Source organism: Clostridium sp. UBA2485, from assembly GCF_002341865.1.
Classification (GTDB): domain Bacteria; phylum Bacillota; class Clostridia; order Clostridiales; family Clostridiaceae; genus Clostridium_J.
In genome coordinates this window covers 1-19876 of the sequence record NZ_DDOV01000040.1, presented here as the reverse complement: position 1 = coordinate 19876, position 19876 = coordinate 1, and the positions used below count along the sequence as shown (strand labels likewise).

General features: G+C 29.3%; 19 protein-coding genes. 17 read left to right on the top strand and 2 right to left on the bottom strand.

The window, feature by feature from the left end:
• Positions 1-366 precede the first annotated feature (366 nt).
• Positions 367-2652: a S8 family serine peptidase gene (locus B3603_RS07515; RefSeq protein WP_291562707.1), complete on the top strand. Its 2286-nt coding sequence runs from the start codon at positions 367-369 to the stop codon at positions 2650-2652.
• Positions 2653-2826: 174 nt separating this feature from the next.
• Here the strand turns inward: B3603_RS07515 and B3603_RS07510 are convergent, their stop codons facing one another.
• Positions 2827-3375 carry an NADH peroxidase gene (locus B3603_RS07510; RefSeq protein WP_291562705.1) on the bottom strand — a complete coding sequence of 183 codons (549 nt, stop codon included), beginning with the start codon at positions 3373-3375 and terminating at the stop codon, positions 2827-2829.
• Positions 3376-3605: 230 nt separating this feature from the next.
• The gene (locus B3603_RS07505) at positions 3606-4307 is read right to left on the bottom strand and encodes a Crp/Fnr family transcriptional regulator (protein ID WP_291562703.1); all 702 of its coding nucleotides are present in this window, start codon (positions 4305-4307) and stop codon (positions 3606-3608) included.
• 375 nt (positions 4308-4682) lie between these two features.
• Between B3603_RS07505 and B3603_RS07500 the strand changes: the two genes are divergently transcribed.
• The 16 genes from B3603_RS07500 (at position 4683) to spoIID (ending at position 19681) form a co-directional block, all read left to right on the top strand.
• The gene (locus tag B3603_RS07500; protein ID WP_291562700.1) at positions 4683-5171 is read left to right on the top strand and encodes a deoxycytidylate deaminase; all 489 of its coding nucleotides are present in this window, start codon (positions 4683-4685) and stop codon (positions 5169-5171) included.
• Between the two features lie 250 nt (positions 5172-5421).
• Entirely contained in the window at positions 5422-6450 is a 1029-nt protein-coding gene (locus tag B3603_RS07495) for an MraY family glycosyltransferase (protein ID WP_291562697.1), read from the top strand.
• A gap of 16 nt (positions 6451-6466) precedes the next feature.
• On the top strand, positions 6467-7588 hold the full coding sequence (gene wecB / locus B3603_RS07490; protein WP_291562694.1) for a non-hydrolyzing UDP-N-acetylglucosamine 2-epimerase: 1122 nt from the start codon (positions 6467-6469) through the stop codon (positions 7586-7588).
• Positions 7589-8180: 592 nt separating this feature from the next.
• Positions 8181-8543 carry a hypothetical protein gene (locus B3603_RS07485; protein WP_291562691.1) on the top strand — a complete coding sequence of 121 codons (363 nt, stop codon included), beginning with the start codon at positions 8181-8183 and terminating at the stop codon, positions 8541-8543.
• A gap of 15 nt (positions 8544-8558) precedes the next feature.
• The gene (locus B3603_RS07480; protein ID WP_039635222.1) at positions 8559-9239 is read left to right on the top strand and encodes a F0F1 ATP synthase subunit A; all 681 of its coding nucleotides are present in this window, start codon (positions 8559-8561) and stop codon (positions 9237-9239) included.
• Between the two features lie 43 nt (positions 9240-9282).
• Positions 9283-9537 carry an ATP synthase F0 subunit C gene (gene atpE / locus B3603_RS07475; protein ID WP_039635224.1) on the top strand — a complete coding sequence of 85 codons (255 nt, stop codon included), beginning with the start codon at positions 9283-9285 and terminating at the stop codon, positions 9535-9537.
• 59 nt (positions 9538-9596) lie between these two features.
• On the top strand, positions 9597-10076 hold the full coding sequence (locus B3603_RS07470) for a F0F1 ATP synthase subunit B (RefSeq protein ID WP_291562683.1): 480 nt from the start codon (positions 9597-9599) through the stop codon (positions 10074-10076).
• A gap of 1 nt (position 10077) precedes the next feature.
• Positions 10078-11172, top strand: coding sequence for a F0F1 ATP synthase subunit delta (locus B3603_RS07465; RefSeq protein ID WP_291562682.1), 1095 nt, complete (start codon positions 10078-10080; stop codon positions 11170-11172).
• A gap of 37 nt (positions 11173-11209) precedes the next feature.
• Positions 11210-12724 carry a F0F1 ATP synthase subunit alpha gene (gene atpA, locus B3603_RS07460; protein ID WP_291562681.1) on the top strand — a complete coding sequence of 505 codons (1515 nt, stop codon included), beginning with the start codon at positions 11210-11212 and terminating at the stop codon, positions 12722-12724.
• Between the two features lie 11 nt (positions 12725-12735).
• A complete protein-coding gene (atpG, locus tag B3603_RS07455; protein WP_291562679.1) occupies positions 12736-13587 on the top strand; it encodes an ATP synthase F1 subunit gamma in 852 nt (283 codons plus the stop codon).
• Positions 13588-13620: 33 nt separating this feature from the next.
• Positions 13621-15012: a F0F1 ATP synthase subunit beta gene (gene atpD, locus B3603_RS07450; protein WP_291562677.1), complete on the top strand. Its 1392-nt coding sequence runs from the start codon at positions 13621-13623 to the stop codon at positions 15010-15012.
• Positions 15013-15033: 21 nt separating this feature from the next.
• Positions 15034-15438 carry a F0F1 ATP synthase subunit epsilon gene (locus B3603_RS07445; RefSeq protein WP_291562675.1) on the top strand — a complete coding sequence of 135 codons (405 nt, stop codon included), beginning with the start codon at positions 15034-15036 and terminating at the stop codon, positions 15436-15438.
• 304 nt (positions 15439-15742) lie between these two features.
• Positions 15743-15925: a hypothetical protein gene (locus tag B3603_RS07440; protein WP_291562673.1), complete on the top strand. Its 183-nt coding sequence runs from the start codon at positions 15743-15745 to the stop codon at positions 15923-15925.
• 394 nt (positions 15926-16319) lie between these two features.
• Entirely contained in the window at positions 16320-17015 is a 696-nt protein-coding gene (locus B3603_RS07435; protein ID WP_291562671.1) for a hypothetical protein, read from the top strand.
• Between the two features lie 26 nt (positions 17016-17041).
• The gene (murA, locus tag B3603_RS07430; RefSeq protein WP_291562669.1) at positions 17042-18301 is read left to right on the top strand and encodes a UDP-N-acetylglucosamine 1-carboxyvinyltransferase; all 1260 of its coding nucleotides are present in this window, start codon (positions 17042-17044) and stop codon (positions 18299-18301) included.
• A gap of 276 nt (positions 18302-18577) precedes the next feature.
• The gene (gene spoIID / locus B3603_RS07425; RefSeq protein WP_291562667.1) at positions 18578-19681 is read left to right on the top strand and encodes a stage II sporulation protein D; all 1104 of its coding nucleotides are present in this window, start codon (positions 18578-18580) and stop codon (positions 19679-19681) included.
• The last annotated feature ends 195 nt before the right edge of the window (positions 19682-19876 follow it).

Sequence of the window (19876 nt, the reverse complement as noted above, 5' to 3'; positions counted from 1 at the left end):
AATAATTTTTTGAAATGATACAATCACTTTTATAAAAAATTAACAGCTGTAGTTTCTTCATAGTGTTAGTTAAATTTACTAGTGTTCTTCCGAACTATACTGCACCTCAAGGGAACCCTAAAGGGCTTCACTGCTGTTCCCCAGAGGTGGAAAAACTAGCAATTGTATTGCTAGTTAAAAAATCCATTAAAGAAATTATTTTGATCAAAAATAATTTCCACCATAATTGTGAATTTTGCATTGTGAATTGTGAATTGTGAATTGTGAATTGAAATACTGAAGGGTGTAATTATATTGAACTATATATTGAACTATATATTAAATTTAGAATGAGTATATATAATAAAATGGTTAAGGGGGATAAAAGTGAAGGAGAGAAACTTTAAGAAATTGTTAGCTATATTTATTTGCACTACTTTTATTATTACTTTAAGTGGTAGCAAAATAATAATGGCACAAGAATATTGGGAGACGTTAAATAACAATGCAGAATCAGCTGAAGAAGTACTAAAGTTAGATGAGGATATAAATTTAAATAGTAATGAGAAAGTAAAAGTGATTGTTCAGTTTGATGAAAAAAATCCGTATGAATATAGAAGTACTATTAGTAACTTTAAAAATGATGAGGCTAATGAAGATTTCATTAAAGAAGTTAATAAAAAGAAAATTCCTGAGGTTCAAGTTACAAATTCTTATGAAAAGGTATTTAATGGAGCAGCAGTAAGTATTTCCGCTAATAAGATAGAAGAATTGTCGAAAATACCTATGATTAAGAGTATCTATAGTGATTGTGAAGTAAAAATAAAACCTATTAAAGCTGAAGCAAATTTGAGTGAAAATTCAAAGCTAATTAGTTCAGTGCCTTTAAAGAATATTGATAAATTACATGAAGAAGGGATTAAAGGAAAAAATATAAAGATAGGAATTTTAGATACGGGAATTGATTATAATCATCCAGCAATAAAAGATGTTTATAAAGGTGGATATGATTTTATTGATAAGGATAATGATCCTATGGAGACTACATATGAACAGTGGAAAAATTCTAAAGCGCCTGAATATGATGAAAAGGGCGAGAGTACTTATTACACTACTCATGGTACTCATGTAGCAGGAATAATAGCTGGACAAGGTATTGAAGGAAATAGTAGCTTAGGGGCCTTAGGAGTAGCACCTGAAGCGGAGATATATGTATATAGAGTTTTAGGGCCTTATGGAATTGGGACTATGGAGAGTATTATAAGCGGAGTAGAAAAGGCTGTTGAGGATGGTATGGATATTTTAAATTTATCACTAGGAATAGATGTAAATGATCCACTATATCCTACATCGATAGCTATAAACAATGCGATGAATTTAGGAGTTATGGTAGTAGCGGCATCAGGAAATAATGGTTCAGAGCCATATACAATATCTACACCGGGAACAGCTTCCTTAGGAATAACTGTAGGTGCTAGTAATAATCATATGATAATACCTACTATAAAAGGAAATTCTAGTTCCTTAGATGAAAGTTATACTTTAAGATTATTACTAAAAGATAAAATGCAAAATTTACAGCTTTATAATAATAGGGATCTTAAAGTTATTTATTGTGGATATGGAATGAAAGAAGATTTTAAAGATAAGAAACTAAATGATTCTATAGCTTTGGTCAGTAGAGGAAAAAATCCTTTACTGGAAAAAGGAAAAAATGCAAAAGAAAAAGGAGCGGTTTTTATTATAGTAATTAATGATAATGAAGAACAAGGATATATACCTATGTACTTTGGAGAGCATAAAGATTATCCTACTGTATTTACTTTGCCGTTTAAAGAAGGACAAGCTATTTTATCTACACTTAAAGAAAGAGAAATACAATTTAAAATTAATAGTTTTTCTGAATTAGAAATAACTAAAGGAGTATTATTAGATTTTAGCTCTCGTGGACCAGTGAATGAAACGTATATAATAAAACCTGAAATAATTGCACCAGGAGCTAACATACTATCTTCTGTACCTAGCTATTTTAAAGGAGAAGAAGGAATAGGAAATTATGATAAAGCATATGAAAGGCAATCAGGTACTTCTATGGCAACTGCCTATGTAACTGGAGTTGTTGCTTTAATATTAGAGAAGAATAAGGGCTATAGTCCTTCTGATATAAAATCAGCTTTAATGAATACTGCTGATGACTTAGAATATGATTATAGTGTATATGAAATTGGAGCAGGAATGATAGATGCTTACGAAGCAGTATATTCAAAAGTTAAATTTCAAGTTTTAGATAAGACAGCCTCTTTAAATAAAAACTACGAAAAAATAGAGATAGATAATATAACATCCTGTTTAAATTTTAATGAAAATACGAGTAATCAAATAGTGAAAACTAAAAGTCTTAAAATAAGTAATAATTCAGTATTAAATAAGGATTTTAAGATAGATGTTAAATATTTAAAGAGCCAAATAGGAAATAATGCTATTGAAAATAATGTGACAATTGATATTAATGAGAGTGTAACTATAGATAGTATGAACAGTAAATTAATTACTGTTAGGATAACTGTACCTGAAAATTCAGCATTAGGTTATTATGAGGGATACATTATTTTTACCAATAAAAATGATTTAAGTGAGAGATATCAGATACCTTTTGCTTATAGAAAAATTTAAAAGAGAAATAGATAATTTATGCCTATGTATATAGTTATTAACTAAAAGCATAATAAAAACAAAATACTTATTTTAATAAAAAAAGCATGGATTACCATGCTTTTTCTTACGGGATAGGGAATGAAAGGCTATAGAGTATGCTATAGCCTATATTAATATAATTTATTTTATTTATTATTTTCCAAAATATCTGTTTAATAATCCGTTGAATGCAGCTCCATGTCTAGCTTCATCTTTACACATTTCATGAACTGTATCATGTATTGCATCTAAGTTTAAATTCTTAGCTAATGTAGCTAAATCTTTTTTACCTTGGCAAGCTCCATGCTCAGCATCAACTCTTGCTTGTAGGTTAGCTTTTGTATCAGCAACTACAACTTCTCCTAATAATTCAGCAAATTTAGAAGCGTGTTCTGCTTCTTCCCAAGCTATTCTTTTATAAGCTTCAGCAACTTCTGGATATCCTTCTCTATCAGCTTGACGGCTCATTGCTAAGTACATTCCAACCTCTGTACATTCTCCTACAAAGTTAGCTCTTAATCCTTCTATAACTTCTGGATCTACGTCCTTAGCTATTCCTATTCTATGCTCATCAGCCCAAGCCATTTGTCCTTCAACTTTTTCTATAAATTTGTCAGCTGGCGCTTTACAAATTGGGCAAAACTCTGGTGCTGAATCTCCTTCGTGAATATATCCACATACTGTACAAACAAACTTTTTCATAATAAAAAAATCCTCCTTAATAATAAATAAAAATATTTTTTAGTTTATAGTGTAATATGATTTACTAATTTAATGAATTATTTTGTTTAATTGTTTTAATCTTCCTTACAAATTTATTATATACTATCGGATAATAATTATCAAGAGAAAATTATTATTTTTTAACGAAATTTTTAGAAATTTTTAAGTTGAAGTGATAACTTGTTGAAATATAAAGCTTTAGCTAATAATTAATATATATCAATATATTGTTGAAGTCTATCTAAGTCTAAAATTTCTATGATATTCTTGTTAGAATTAATTAATTTATCATTTTTCATATTAATTAATTCTCTCGAAAGAGAAGGTCGTTGGACACCAAAATATTCTGATAAACTTTTTTTAGACATAGGAATAGTTAATTTTAAGTTTTTTTGTTTTTTATATTCTTGTAATAGGTAGAAACAAAGCTTTTGTCTTAAAGTTTCTAAAGATAGTTCAGTGATTTTTTTATTTAAATTAAGTATCTTACTAGATAGAAGCTCCATGAAATTGTTTAAAATTAATGTATTGCCACTACACATTGATATGATATCTTCTTTTAAAATATACATAACTATTGAGTTTTTATTACTGATAATCGTAGCAGGATATTTATGATGTGTAGAAAAAACAATGGCTTCCCCAAATATATTTCCTGTTTTTAATGTACTAAGTGATACTATTTTACCATTAGGATATTGCTTTTGAATTTCTATTGTTCCTTCAAGTACAATACCTAAGGAAGTACAATCATCACCCTCAAGTGCTAAAACACAAGTTTTGCAATTAACACAATTTTTACATTGATTATATATAGTATATCTGGCTGTGGATAGAGTTTTTTTAATTTCTTCTTCTGATAAGTTTTTAAAAAGAATGCATTTTTTAAGTGCTTTTATTATATAATCCATAATACACCTCTGCAATTTTATAAGTATTTAGTTAATTATATTTTATATTATATTAAACTTCAAAGGTATTTACATAATTTACATATAAATTATTTTACTACAAATTACACATTTAGACAAATGTTAATAAAGCCTATTTATGATTCATAGTGTTTACTTTATTTTTATTTCATAAGATTTTTGAGATTACTTACAAAATATTATTAAATAAAATCAATTAACTAAAATAATTTATGAAATTCTATTTAGCGTTTAATAGTGAATTAAAAGTAGTTAATATTATAGCGATTTAAGATGAAAACTGAAAATACGTGACTTTATTATAGTTTTTTTATATAATAAGGTAGAATACATATTAATTTTTGAGGGGATTTTATGAAGCGAATAGATAAACATAATTATTATTTAGATATATGTGAAACAGTTTTGGAGAGAGGAACTTGTTTAAGAAGAAACTTTGCAGCGTTGATAGTAAAAAACGATGAGATAATGGCTACCGGATATTCAGGAGCACCTCGTGGAAGAAAAAATTGTAGTGATATTGGTGTTTGTAGAAGAGAAGAATTAAAAGTTCCTAGGGGAACTAGGTATGAGCTCTGTAGATCAGTTCATGCAGAACAAAATGCCATAATTTCTGCAAGACGACATGATATGATAGGATCAACGTTGTATCTAGTGGGAAAAGAGCAATCTACGGGAAATTTAGTTGAAAATGCATCTCCTTGTGCACTTTGTAAAAGATTTATAATAAACGCTGGTATAGAAAAGGTTATAATAAGAGATAGCAAGACAGATTATAGGGAAGTGTATGTTAACAAATGGATTGAAAATGATGACTCTCTTACAGAAGAAGAAGGATATTAAAACTAAGATAATATTTTAGAAAAAGTTTCGTATTTAAATAACAAAAATATATTTTTTTAGTTAGTTAGGAATTGAGTTAACTAATGAGCATTTATATTTATTATTATAAGTATGGACTTAATTAATAAATTTAAAAAAATAATACTTAATTATAATTATGTAAATTATTGAGTTTTAGTAGTTGTAACATTAAACAACATTATTTTAGTTTAGAAACTAAAGCGAATAAAATTTCATAGGAAGGTTTTATATGGATAGTATAGTTTTATTGGTGATTATTACAGCAATTATATCAGGAGTAGTAACACCATTAGTTAGAAAATTAGCCATTAAGTTAAAGGCAATAGATATTCCAAGTGATTCAAGAAGAATACATAACAAGCCTACTCCTCTTATGGGTGGAGTAGCAATTTATATTGCTTTTATCGTAGGAGTAGTTCTAAACATAAGTAATTTTTCTATTCAAGATTTAGGACTTCTTATTGGTGCTACTGTAATTGTAATTGGTGGAATAATTGATGATATTAAAGAATTAAGACCAAAATATAAGTTAGTTTTTCAAATAGTAGCAGCAATTATTTTAATAGTATTTGGGCTTAAGATAACATTAGTTACAAATCCATTAAATAGTGGAGGTAGCTTTTTAAATCTAGGGTTGTTAGGAATTCCATTAACTATTATTTGGGTTATAGGTATAACAAATGCTTTTAATTTAATAGATGGAGTTGACGGTTTAGCTGCTGGAGTAGGATTTATATCTTCTGTAACTTTATTTATAGTTTCTATCATAAATGGAAGAGTAGATGCAGCTTTTTTAACTGCTATATTAAGTGGCGCAATTATTGGATTCTTACCTTATAATTTTAATCCTGCAAGTATATTTATGGGAGATACAGGTTCACAGCTTTTAGGATTTTTATTAGCTGCTATTTCTATCGATGGAGCAATTAAATCTGCTACAGCTTTGGTTATAGCTGTTCCACTTTTAGCCTTAGGTCTTCCAATTTACGATACACTATTTGCCATGATAAGAAGAAAGGTAAATGGTAAACCTATAATGCAAGGAGATAAAGGACATCTTCACCATAGATTATTAGGACTTGGCTTAACACAAAGACAAGTTGTTTTAATAATGTATTTAATTAGTGCAATATTAGGTGGTATAGCTATAATTGCAATGCAAATAAGCAGTAAGAAAGCATATTTTTTATTGGCATCAGTAGTTACTTTTATTGCCTTTATAGCTTGGGAACTTGGTTTATTTGATGGAGAACAATAGTTAAGGAGTGAAACCTATGGAAAAAATTAAGGTCTTGTCTGTTTTTGGAACAAGACCAGAAGCAGTTAAAATGGCACCACTTGTTAAAGAGCTTGAAAAAAGAAAAGAATTTGATTCAATAGTATGTGTAACTGCACAACATAGAGAAATGCTAGATCAGGTATTAGAAATTTTCTCTATAAAACCAGATTATGACTTAAATATCATGGTTGAAAAGCAAAGTTTAAGTAGAATAACCTGTAGAGCACTCGAAGGTATAGGTGAGATTATACAAAAGGAAAAACCACATATAGTATTAGTACATGGAGATACAACTACTACATTTGTAGCTTCGTTAGCTGCTTTTTATAATAAAACAAAAGTGGGACATGTAGAAGCTGGGCTTAGGACTTTTAATAAATATTTTCCTTTCCCTGAGGAAATGAATAGAAAGTTAGCAGGTTCTATAGCAGATTTACATTTTGCACCTACTAATCTTACAAAAGAAAATTTATTAAGAGAAAATGTTAGAGAAGATAGTGTTTTTGTTACGGGTAATACTGTAATTGATGCTATGAATTATACTGTTAAGAAAAGCTATAAATTTAAAACTGAAGAATTAAATAGCATTGATTTTGAAAATAAAAAGGTAATTATGGTAACTGCCCATAGAAGGGAAAATTGGGGAGAAGGAATAGAAAATATATGTACATCTTTAAAAAAAATAGTTAATGAAAATGAAGATGTAGAAATAATATATTTAGTTCATTTAAATCCTATAGTTAAAGAAGATGTAGAAAAACATTTAGGTGGAATTAAAAGAATACATTTATTAAATCCATTAGATACTGAAGAAGCTCATAATCTTATGAATAAATGTTATATGATTATGACAGATTCAGGAGGAATTCAAGAAGAGGCTCCTCATTTAGGTAAACCTGTACTAGTATTGAGAAATGTTACCGAAAGACAAGAAGCACTACAGGCAGGTACTATTAAACTAGTAGGAACAGATATAAACACGATTGTTTTTGAAGCTAACAAACTTCTTAGAGATGAGAATGCTTATGAACATATGAGTAATCTTTCAAATCCTTATGGGAATGGAAAAACTTCTATTGAAATATGCAATATATTAAAAGCTTACTTTTCCAATTAATGTGTAAAATTATAGAGCATTAGAATTAACTTTCATAATTCTAATGCTTTTACTTTTTTTGAATTAGTGAGAAAATAAGAGTAAATAAAAGTATAAAGCAGATTAAACTTGAATATTTTCAGATGTTAATTCACAAAATACTATATAAATATAATAAAAAATGAATAAAGTTCAATTTGGATTATTCATATTATTAAAAGTGATAAACAATAACGTCTATAGAGTTTTCAGTAAAATGAAACTTTGAAAAGTAATAAATTCATAAAATCGTTTAATTTTTAATGAGCTATTAATTTATTGAATTATATTATGAAGCGTTATTCATAACCATTATGAACTAATCAGTCAGAAAATTCCACGTTGTTAAAGAATTGAATAACAATTGAAGGAAATATCTGATGGCTCAGAAAAATAGATTAAAAGAGAGTAAAACATATCCACAATGAAATATTTAGGTATATTGAACTGCAATTCACAAAAACGAGCTAATTTAGTCAAATTACAATGTTTATTAATATTATGTCTAAGCATATAATTTATTGTAGCTTAATGAGCGTATATCTTAGTAAGCCCATAGAGAGAGGAATTTCAAGTGTATAATGAGAATACATCACTTTTAAAACAAGTAGCAAGCTTTGATTTGATTTTATCATTAATATTTATATCCATAGGATATTTTATATTTGGAAAAGCCTGCTTATTTTTTATGTTAGGAATAGGAATTGCACTAATTAACTTATTAGTAAATAGCTTAGTGTTAAATATATCGGTGAAAGAAAATAACTCAATGTCAAAAATGATTTTAATACTGAGTCAAATTTATAGAATAGTTATAGTTTCATTAGTTGCAGCTTATATAGTTAATAGAAGCACTATTAACTTTTTCATATTTATTGCTGGATATACTTCTCAAATTATTTCATTAATATTATATGGTTTTAAAGCTAAACAATAAGAAAGGGGTGTTTACATGGAGGAAGTTTTACCTATATTTACGTTAAATATATTTGGGTTTCCGTTTGATATTACATTAAGTTTAGTAATTCAATGGATTTTTATTGGCGTAACAGCAATATTATCTATTCTTTATAGTAAGACAGTTAAAAGGATTCCAGGAAAGATTCAAAGTGCCATAGAGATAATAATTGAAAAGCTTAGTGGAATAGTTAGTGAAAATATGGGAGAAGATAAACTAGCCTTTGTTCCTTATATTGGAGCATTAGCATTATATATATTTTCATTAAATATGATAGGTATGTTTGGATTAAAGCCACCGACATCAGAGCTGAGTGTAACCATAGGGTTGGCACTTACAACATTTTTAGTAATCCAAGGTTATACAATTAAGAAGTTAGGATTAAAAGGGTATTTTAAAGGGTATGCTAGCCCTATAGCACTATTATTACCAATAAATATATTGGAAAGAGTAATGTTACCAGTATCATTAAGTTTAAGATTATTTGGTAATGTATTTGCTGCAACAATGGTTATGGAGCTTTTATATGAAGCACTAGGTCATATTCATTTTATTGCAACTATAGGAATTCCAGTTCCCTTTGCTTTTTATTTTGACTTCTTTGATGGGATAATTCAGACCATAATATTTGTAATGTTAACTATGATTCATATCAAGATAACATCAGAACACTAAAAAATTATAAATAAATTAAAGTATTTTAAGGAGGATTTTAATTATGAATATAGATTCAGGTGCATTTATAGCAGGTATGTCAGCAGTAGGTGCTGGAATAGCAGCATTATCAGTTATTGGTGGAGGTATAGGAACAGGAAACGCAACTGCTAAAGCTGTTGAAAGTATAGCAAAACAACCAGATGCAAGCGGAAAAATAATGAACGCATTAATCATAGGGGGAGCTTTCTCAGAAGTTACAGCTATATATGGTTTCCTTATAGGATTATTACTAGTTCTATTTGGCGTAAAAGGCTAAAAATTTATTAAGAAGGGTAGGTGAAAATCCTGGTCTAGGATATAGAACCAGGATTTTATATGGATATAAATTTAAGTATAGTTTTAGCTGGAACAATAAACTTTTTTATATTCTTTTTTATACTAAGAAAATTTGTTTTTAAGCCAACAATGGAAATGATAGAATCAAGGAAGCAAGAAGTTGAGGGCTCTTTTGCAAAGGCTAAGCTTGAAGAAAGTAGAGTCGAAAGCTTAAAAGCAGAGCAAGAAGAAAAAATTAAGAGATATAGAGAAGATGGTCAGAAGCTAATAGAAACTTATAAGGTTAAGGCTGAAAGAGTTTATGACGAAATGATTGAAGAAGCTAAAAAAGAAGCAGATATAGTTCGTGCAAGGGCTAAGCAGGACATTGAAAGAGAAAAACGTAAAGCTGAAGGTGAAATTAAATCACAAGTTATTGATTTATCTTTAGTTTTAGCTGAGAAAGCATTAGAGAAGAAAATTGATGAGGATGAGCATAAAAGACTTATTGATGAGTTTATCTCCAAGGTAGGTAATTAAAATGTATGAATTTCTAGACAGAAGATACGCATTAGCATTATATGATGTTTGTGAAAAGCGAGGAACTTTAGAACAAACTTTAGAGGACCTAAGTATCATTGTCGAAAGTATGGAAACTGGTGATGAACTTATTAAAATAATAGAACATCCTCAAATACACAGAGCAGCTAAAAAGGAAATTTTCACAAAACTTTTTAAAGATCAAGTTAGTGAGGAGCTTTTGGATTTCTTAATTTTATTAATTGAGAAAGATAGAATATTATATTTAAAAGAAAAATATAACCAAATGAGACTTATTTATTTTGAACGTCATAATATGATTGAAGCTGAAGTTAGAACTGCTGTAAAACTAAGTGATGAACAAAAATTAAGTTTAAAAGAAAAACTAGAAAAAAAATATAATAAAGAGATTGTAATTTCAGAAAAAGTTGATGAAAATTTATTAGGCGGTATGTTTATAAAAGTTGGAGATGACGTTATAGATGGAACTGTAAGGAATAGATTTGAAGCAATGAAAGGACTTATGGAAGAAAAGAGAACAGATAAAGTTTATTTGGAAGATAAGTTTAAAGTATTAACAGGAATAGTTAAAACCGTTAATCCACTTACTGAAATTCAAAGAAAAAATCTAATAGCTAATCTTGAAAAGTTCTATGAAAGAAAGTTCGTTATTGAGGAAGTTATAGATAGTAGTATTTTAGGTGGAATTCATGTAACTGTAGGTGAGGATGTAATTGATGCTACAGTAAAAGGAAAGCTTAGTAACTTTAAGCATAGAGGAATTTTATTTAAAGGACCATTATCAGACAGAAGTTTTGAAGAACTTGATGAAAGTATAGACGAACAACAAAAATTAAGAAACTATGATAATAAAAAGAAAACTATTGAGGCTGAAGTTAGAACAGCAACTTCTTTAAATGATACTCAAAGAAAAGACCTAGAAAAGAGATTGTCAGAATTCTATAGCGTTAATGTTGTTATAAGAGAAGTTATTGATGAAAATATTTTAGGTGGAGTTTATATCAAAATAGGAGAAGATATAATAGACGGTACCGTTAAAGGTAAGATAAAGAATATGAGACAATCCGTACATTAAAAGTAGATATGTCTTTATATAGGATTGAGGTGAAATAATGCATATTAAACCAGGAGAGATAACAGCTCTTCTAAAAAAAGAATTAGATAAATACGAAAATAAGATTAATACCGTAGATGCAGGCACCATAATTCAAATAGGTGATGGTATAGCTAGAGTATATGGATTAGATGATTGTTTAGAGGGAGAGCTTTTAGAATTCTCTAATAAAGTATATGGTATGGCTCTAAATTTAGAGCAAGACAATGTAGGGTGTGTTTTACTTGGTTCAGAAAAAGGAATCAAGGAAGGCGATATAGTACACAGAACTGGTAAGATTGTAGAAGTACCAGTAGGTGAAGAACTGATAGGTAGAGTTGTAGATTCATTAGGAATGCCTATTGATGGTAAGGGACCAATAAATACAACAGAATTTAGACCAGTTGAAGTAAATGCGCCAGGTGTTATTGAGCGTCAATCAGTTAAACAACCATTACAAACAGGTATTAAGGCAATTGACTCAATGATTCCGATAGGAAAAGGTCAGAGAGAGTTAATTATAGGAGATAGACAAACAGGAAAAACAGCTTTAGCTTTAGATGCAATATTAAATCAAAAAGGTAAAGATGTTATTTGTATTTATGTTGCAATAGGTCAAAAACAATCAACGGTTGCACATATAGTTAACACTTTAAAAGAAATGGGTGCATTAGATTATACAATTGTAGTAGCTTCTACTGCTTCACAATCAGCACCACTACAATATTTAGCACCTTTTGCAGGTTGTAGTATGGGTGAGTATTTCATGAATAAAGGTAAAGACGTTTTAGTGGTATATGATGACTTATCTAAGCACGCTGTTGCTTATAGAACAATGGCATTACTACTTAGAAGACCACCAGGAAGAGAAGCCTATCCAGGAGATGTTTTCTATTTACATTCAAGATTATTAGAAAGAGCTGCAAAACTTTCTGATAAGTTAGGTGGAGGGTCATTAACAGCTCTTCCAATAATAGAAACTTTAGCAGGTGATGTTACAGCATATATACCTACTAATGTCATTTCTATTACTGATGGTCAGATTTTCTTAGAAACAGAGCTATTTTACTCAGGACAGAGACCAGCAGTTAATGCAGGTATATCAGTTTCTAGGGTAGGAGGAAATGCTCAGATAAAAGCTATGAAGCAAGTATCAGGAACGTTAAGATTAGAACTTGCTCAATATAGAGAGTTAGCATCTTTTGCTCAATTTGGCTCTGATCTTGATAAAGAAACTAAAAGAAGACTTGAAAAAGGTAGAAGATTAGTTGAAATACTAAAGCAAGATCAATACGTTCCTATGCCAGTTGAAAAGCAAATTATGATTTTATATGCAGGTGTTCATGGACATCTAATGGATATACCTGTATCTAAAATTAAGGATTTTGAAAGAGATTTCTTAGAATTTATGAGTACACATTATAAGGAAGTTGGAGAACTTATATTAAAAAGAAAAGAATTAGATAAAGAAATTGAGGATAAACTTGTAGCTGCTATAGAAGAGTTTAAAAGTGAATTCTCATTAGAACTATAGGGGTGTAGAAAATGAGTGCAACAGGACTTATAGTAATTAAGAGAAGAATTAAATCTATAAAAAACACTAGGAAAATTACAAAGGCATTAGGACTAGTTGCTACCTCAAAGCTTAAAAAGACGAGACAAAAATTGTCCGCTAATAACTACTATTTTAAAGAGTGTGAAGAAGTATATAATGAGGTTTTAAAAAGCTATGAAGATGAGAGTATTTACACCGTCAAAAACAATAGTTCTAAAAAATTATATATTGTACTTACTTCTGATATGGGTTTATGTGGTTCCTTTAATGGTTCTATAGTAAATTATGTTATAGATGAAATTGAAAATAATAGAGAAGATAGTTTAGTACTAGTTGTAGGAGCAAGAGGAAAAACATTGTTCAATAGATATAAGGTTGACACAGTGGCAGAATATGTTGACGTAGGTGATGTACCTACAGTTAAAGAATCCTCAGCTATATACAATCATGCCTTTGATTTATACAGAAAAGGAGAAGTTTCAGAAGTTCATATTGTTTATACAGAGTTTATTTCTCAACTCAAAAAACAGGTTAGAATGGAAAAAATACTGCCAATTAATATGGAGAATTTTACTCATTCTAATGGAACTTTGGAGTTTAACACTAATTCAGAAACTTTAACTGAAAATGTAATAGATTTATATTTAAATGGAAAAGTGCTAAATTCTATGCTTCATTCTAAGGTTTGTGAACAAAGTTACAGAATGGAAGCTATGGATGGAGCAACTCGTAATTCAGATACCTTATTGGATGAACTTAACTTAAAGTATAATAGAATAAGGCAAAGTGCCATAACTCAAGAGCTTTCAGAAATAGTAGGTGGAGCACAGGCACAAGAATAATTTTAAAAAGACTGATGAATTTGGAGGGGTAATATGTCACAGCGAATAGGAAAGGTCGTACAAATTATAGGACCTGTTATAGATATAAAGTTTGAATCAGGATCACTTCCAAATATATACAATGCTATAGAAATAAAAATGGATGGTAAAACTATAATTGCAGAAGTTGAACAACATATAGGTGATGATATAGTAAGAACTATAGCGATGGAAAGCACAGAAGGTTTAAAAAGAGGAGTTAAGGCAGTAGATACAGGAAGAGCAATTGCAATCCCTGTAGGTAACCCTGTACTTGGAAGACTTTTTAATGTACTAGGAAAGCCAATTGATGATCAAGGTGAATTTAATGGAGAAAGCTATTACACAATTCACAGACCAGCACCTTCCTTTGAAGAACAATCTGTAGAACCTGAGGTTTTTGAAACTGGAATTAAGGTTATTGACCTTATAGCACCATACCAACGTGGAGGAAAAATAGGCCTATTTGGTGGTGCAGGAGTAGGAAAAACTGTATTGATTCAAGAGCTTATAAATAATATTGCAAAAGAACACGGTGGACTTTCTGTTTTCACTGGTGTTGGAGAAAGAACAAGAGAAGGTAATGACCTTTATAACGAAATGAAGGAATCTGGAGTTATTAACAAGACAGCTTTAGTTTTTGGGCAGATGAATGAACCGCCTGGAGCGAGAATGAGAGTTGCGTTGACAGGTCTTACAATGTCTGAATACTTTAGAGATCAAGGTCAGGATGTTTTGTTATTTATAGATAATATATTTAGATTTACACAAGCAGGCTCTGAGGTTTCAGCATTACTTGGAAGGATTCCAAGTGCTGTTGGATATCAACCAACACTTGCTACGGAAATGGGAGCACTTCAGGAGAGAATTACCTCTACTAAAAACGGTTCTATAACTTCTGTTCAAGCAGTATATGTTCCAGCAGACGACTTAACAGACCCAGCACCAGCAACAACATTTTCACACTTAGATGCAACAACAGTTCTTTCAAGATCCATAGTTGAGCTAGGAATATATCCAGCAGTAGATCCGCTGGAATCAAGCTCAAGAATGCTTGATCCTAGAATTGTTGGAGAAGAACATTATGAGGTAGCTACTAATGTTAAACATATATTAGAAAGATATAAAGAACTTCAAGATATAATTGCTATATTAGGAGTAGATGAGCTTTCAGAAGAAGATAAACTTGTAGTTGGTAGAGCAAGAAAAATTCAGAGATTTTTGTCTCAACCATTTACTGTAGGAGAACAGTTTACAGGAATTAAAGGTAAATATGTGCCTATAAAGGATACTATAAGAGGTTTTAAGGAAATCCTAGAAGGTAAACATGATGGGTTACCTGAATCTGCATTTTTATTCGTTGGAACTATTGACGAAGCAGTAGAAAAGGCTAAAACTTTAGAATAAAATTTATGAAAGAGGAAAGCTATGGAGAAGAGTTTCAAACTTATAATAATGACTCCAGATAAAGAATTTTATAAAGGTGAAGTTGTGAAATTAAACTCAGAAAGTAGTGAAGGAAGATTTGGAATACTTCCTAACCATATATCTATGGCATCTGACTTAGTACCAACTATAACTACCTTTCAAGATATAAATGATAGAGAATTTCATGGCTTTACATCTAACGGAGTTATAAAAGTAAAAAATAATGTAGTGACAATGTTATGTAGTGTGGCTGAGTGGCCAGAAGACATAGATGAAGAAAGAGCTAAAGCTGCTAAAGAAAGAGCAGAAGAACGGTTAAAAAATAAAGATAATATAGACATTAAAAGAGCAGAAAGAGCTCTTAGAAGATCTTTAATGAGACTTAAAATATCTTCAATAAAATAATTAATCAGTATTTTGATATATTGTATATAAATACTGAAATGTAAGCTTCCACAGATAGTATTACTATTTGTGGAAGCTTATTTTTTGTCTAATATAAATATCTTTAGAATTTTTAACTAGCTATTTTTAGAGAAGGCTTAAATTGCGGTTAAAAGAACTTTGAAAAAGATATCTTTTTTATTAGACAATGTGTTAAATATAAAATGTATAATCTTGTCGATTTCCTAGGAAATATATATTTAAGGATAAAAATTTCTACTTTAATACATACTATGTATATATTATCTTAGAAAGGAAGAGGAAAATGGAGAATAATAGAATTAAAGTGCCGGATTCTTCTGTAGTTAATATTGAATACGAGTATGAGGAAGCAGTAAAGCAGTTTATGAATAATAGCATAGAATTAGATGGAGAGAAGTATATTGATTTAAATACTGCCATTAAACTATTAAAAAATGTTTCTACTTTTTCTTCGTTATTTAATTAGTATTAAATAAAGCTACAATTATGGATTTTTATTATGATTTTTAGGAAAAGTGCCTAGTCACTTTTCTTTTTTTATGTAATTGATAAATATATTTTGAGATTTTCTTTAAACTTAAAATAGTATTATATTTAATTTTTATAATATTTATTATCTTAAATCTTTAATTATATATGTGAAAAGTTATGATAATTAATAATATTTTTTTATTTTTCTACATTATTAAACAATAATGCACAATTTTGATGCTTTGGTTATATATTAATAATATATAATATATCAATTCCCTAATTATTAACCCTCTTCTTAGTTGAGGAGGGATAATTTATTATTTTCCTGAATAAGGGAATAAAATTTTATACCCAAGTCAATAATTTAAGTGAATGGGGGAATTGATATGATTAAGAGAAAAAGAGCAGTAATTTTTTTGATAATGACTATAGTTATAATTAATTTTAATATATTTTTCTTTCAGGCTAAAGAGAGGACAGACGTATTTAATGAAATCTTATCTACAACAAATAGTAATATAGTGGAAGTTTCTATTACGACCACCTTTAAGGCAGATAAAAACTATGATTACTACTATGAAAACTTGTTACTATTATTAAGAGAATACACAACTTCAATAGAAGAGAAAACAATATATGATAACTCTAATTATAGAGAATTTAAGTTTGATAAGATTTATGGTTATATTGAGAAAACTTGCTATAAAGACGAAACTTTAATAACTATAAATTTAGTAGAAAAGACCAATGAAAATAAATTAGAAGATTTAAAAGGGGTATTAGATAAAGTATTATCAGAACATGCTTATAATGTACAATATTATCGTCAAGTTAAGTCTATGCTTGAAGAAAAGAATTTGAAAACTATTAATTATAGTATAATAAACGCTTTAGAAAACAAGAAAGCTATAGGTTTAAATACTGTAAAATTGAATAATGGTTATAGCACTATTTGTAATACTAAAAATTATGTTGCTAAAAGAGTAAATAATGAATTAATAGACTTCCAATTTGCTGTTGTAAGATACTCTTCAGGTAATTATTTAATTATGGGTACCCCAGAAATAACCTTAGCGTTTTAAATCAGCACTATTGATGGAGGATTAACATGGATAAATTTATTTTAAAAGGTGGTAAAACATTAAGAGGAGAAGTGAACATAAGTTCAGCTAAAAATTCAGTGTTGCCTATATTAGCAGCGACCATATTAAGCGGCGGACAGTGTACTTTGAAAAATGCACCTATGCTAGAAGATGTTTATGTGCTTTGCGATGTGTTAAGGTCACTTTATGCAGACGTAGATATAGATTCCAAAAGTAATATTGTAACAATAAATACTTCAAGATTAAATGATAGTAATGTTGATCATGAATTAGTGAGAAAGATGAGAGCTTCCTTTTTAATAATGGGAGCAATGATTGGACGATTTGGAAGGTTTAAAATTTCTCTTCCAGGAGGATGTAATATAGGATCAAGACCTATAGATTTACACTTGAAAGGATTATCGGCCTTAGGAGCGGATATTACTATGGGTCATGGATATGTAGAGGCTACGGCAAGAAAGCTAATAGGCAAAAAAATATATTTAGATTTTCCTTCTGTAGGAGCAACAGAAAATATAATGATGGCGGCGGTTTTAGCAGAGGGAGAAACCATTATTGAAAACGCAGCGGAAGAACCAGAAATTGTTGACTTAGCTACTTTCCTAAGAAAAATGGGTGCAGATATCCAAGGGGAAGGAACAGACACCATAATAATAAAAGGTGTAGATGCATTAGATGGAGTAAGTCACACGCCTATATTTGATAGAATTGAGGCAGGAACGTTTATGATAGCCGCTGCTATTACTAAGAGCAGAATAAAGATAAATAATATTAATGAAGAGTGCTTAAAACCAATTATTGCAAAATTAAAGGAAATGGGAGTTACAATTGAATGTGATAGTAATAGTTTAATTGTTGATGGCAATAGTATATTGAAACCTATAGATATAAAAACTATGCCATATCCAGGGTTTCCAACAGATATGCAGTCTCAAATGATGAGCCTCTTATGTACGGTAAAAGGAACTAGTCTAATAACAGAAACTATATTTGAAAATAGATTTATGCAGGTTGGAGAGCTTATAAGAATGGGAGCAAATATTAAAATAGATGGAAGGTGTGCGGTAGTAGAAGGCGTAGATATTCTCACAGGTGCAGAAATAAAAGCAACAGACTTACGTGCAGGTGCGGCGTTAGTATTGGCAGGACTTTGTGCTAAAGGGGAAACTATAGTTTCAGATGTATTCCATATAGATAGAGGATACGTTTCTATAGAAAATAAATTGAGAGAACTTGGAGCAGATATTGAAAGAATTAAAGTATAGATAAAAGAGATTATGGATTTTATTCATAGTCTCTTCTTATTTTGCTTAAAAAAATTCTTTTATTTTCTTACTTAAAGGTATTAATTATATTACTGTAAACATCAATTTTAAATTTAATATTACTATAATAATTTTTAAAATAAATTAGTGGTTATATTATTAGATATTTATTAATAAATATCTAATAACTTTAATAATATCTTAATGACAATATTATAAACATATATAGCAAATTAACATTAAAGCTTATGAAATACTGAGTGGGAGGAGAATAAAATGAGATCTACAAATAACTATAAAAATATAAACAAATGTAAAGGGATAGTCTCTGAGGATTTAGCTTCACAAATTATTAGAGTGTTAATATTTTTAGCTTTAGGATTTGTATTTTTATTATTATCAACTTATTTCATTTTAGGAGATAATAAGGAAGAGACCACTAATCCCTTCGAAATAAAAGAACAGGAAGTCAAAATAAAGGATGGTAAGAGTGAAAAGGGGACAGCAACTACTTATAATATTAACGTACCTGTAGTAAAAATTTATCTTAGTAAAGAGAATAGAGTTGTAGAACTACCATTAGAAGAGTATATAAAAGGAGTAATCAGTAGTGAAATGCCTATAAATTTTGAAGTAGAGGCTTTAAAGGCACAAGCAGTAGCTGCAAGAACATATACCATCGCACATACTAAAGTATTAGGAGGAGGATGCTCAAAAGGAAATGGGGCAGATCTTTGTGATACTATTCATTGTCAAGTTTATATGAATAAGGAAAAAAGAATGGAACTTTGGGGAGATTCGGCAAATGAAAATTGGAAGAAAGTTGAGGAAATTGTGAAAGCAACAGAAGGTCAAGTTATTACTTATAATAATGAATTAGCAAGAGGCGCATATTATTTTTCAACTAGTAGTGGAAGAACAGAAAATTCCGAGGATGTATTTGTTAATGCTCTTCCATATTTAAGAAGTGTTGAAAGTGAAGGCGAGGAACAGGCACCTAGATATAAAAGCACTGTGAAAGTACCTTATGGCCAGTTAGTAGATAAAGTGAATAATGAATATAATGCCAATATGGTAGTAAGCAATATTAAAAGTCAAATTAAAATACTAGGACGAACTGAGGGGGGAAGTGTCAAGGAAATAAAGTTAGGAGATACCGTTATAGCAGGAACTAAATTTAGAGCCTTATATAATTTAAATTCCGCTAATTTTAATTTGAATTTTTTAGATAGTGAATTAGAAATAAGCTGCAGCGGTTTTGGACATGGTGTAGGTATGAGTCAGTGGGGTGCAAACGCTATGGCTAAAGATGGTAAAGATTATAAACAAATATTAAGTCATTATTATAAAGGTGTAGAAGTAACTAAAATTAATAGGTAAATTTAAAAATAAAAATTAGTTATCTTTAAAAATTAACTAATCAGCATACTATAGATAAACTACCTAAAAAGTTAATGTATAGCTAATATAGTTAAACTGTTGCATACTTTAATCCACAACTCACAATGCAAAATTCACAATTATGATTGAAATTAATTCTTTATAAATTAATTTCTTAAACTAATTTTTTACTAG

Bases quoted from the DNA above. Each gene is read 5' to 3' on its own strand.
- B3603_RS07510 (WP_291562705.1), bottom strand. From the start codon at position 3,375: ATGAAAAAGTTTGTTTGTACAGTATGTGGATATATTCACGAAGGAGAT.
- B3603_RS07505 (WP_291562703.1), bottom strand. From the start codon at position 4,307: ATGGATTATATAATAAAAGCACTTAAAAAATGCATTCTTTTTAAAAAC.
- B3603_RS07500 (WP_291562700.1), top strand. From the start codon at position 4,683: ATGAAGCGAATAGATAAACATAATTATTATTTAGATATATGTGAAACA.
- B3603_RS07495 (WP_291562697.1), top strand. From the start codon at position 5,422: ATGGATAGTATAGTTTTATTGGTGATTATTACAGCAATTATATCAGGA.
- wecB (WP_291562694.1), top strand. From the start codon at position 6,467: ATGGAAAAAATTAAGGTCTTGTCTGTTTTTGGAACAAGACCAGAAGCA.
- B3603_RS07480 (WP_039635222.1), top strand. From the start codon at position 8,559: ATGGAGGAAGTTTTACCTATATTTACGTTAAATATATTTGGGTTTCCG.
- atpE (WP_039635224.1), top strand. From the start codon at position 9,283: ATGAATATAGATTCAGGTGCATTTATAGCAGGTATGTCAGCAGTAGGT.
- B3603_RS07470 (WP_291562683.1), top strand. From the start codon at position 9,597: ATGGATATAAATTTAAGTATAGTTTTAGCTGGAACAATAAACTTTTTT.
- B3603_RS07465 (WP_291562682.1), top strand. From the start codon at position 10,078: ATGTATGAATTTCTAGACAGAAGATACGCATTAGCATTATATGATGTT.
- atpA (WP_291562681.1), top strand. From the start codon at position 11,210: ATGCATATTAAACCAGGAGAGATAACAGCTCTTCTAAAAAAAGAATTA.
- atpG (WP_291562679.1), top strand. From the start codon at position 12,736: ATGAGTGCAACAGGACTTATAGTAATTAAGAGAAGAATTAAATCTATA.
- atpD (WP_291562677.1), top strand. From the start codon at position 13,621: ATGTCACAGCGAATAGGAAAGGTCGTACAAATTATAGGACCTGTTATA.
- B3603_RS07445 (WP_291562675.1), top strand. From the start codon at position 15,034: ATGGAGAAGAGTTTCAAACTTATAATAATGACTCCAGATAAAGAATTT.
- B3603_RS07440 (WP_291562673.1), top strand. From the start codon at position 15,743: ATGGAGAATAATAGAATTAAAGTGCCGGATTCTTCTGTAGTTAATATT.
- B3603_RS07435 (WP_291562671.1), top strand. From the start codon at position 16,320: ATGATTAAGAGAAAAAGAGCAGTAATTTTTTTGATAATGACTATAGTT.
- murA (WP_291562669.1), top strand. From the start codon at position 17,042: ATGGATAAATTTATTTTAAAAGGTGGTAAAACATTAAGAGGAGAAGTG.
- spoIID (WP_291562667.1), top strand. From the start codon at position 18,578: ATGAGATCTACAAATAACTATAAAAATATAAACAAATGTAAAGGGATA.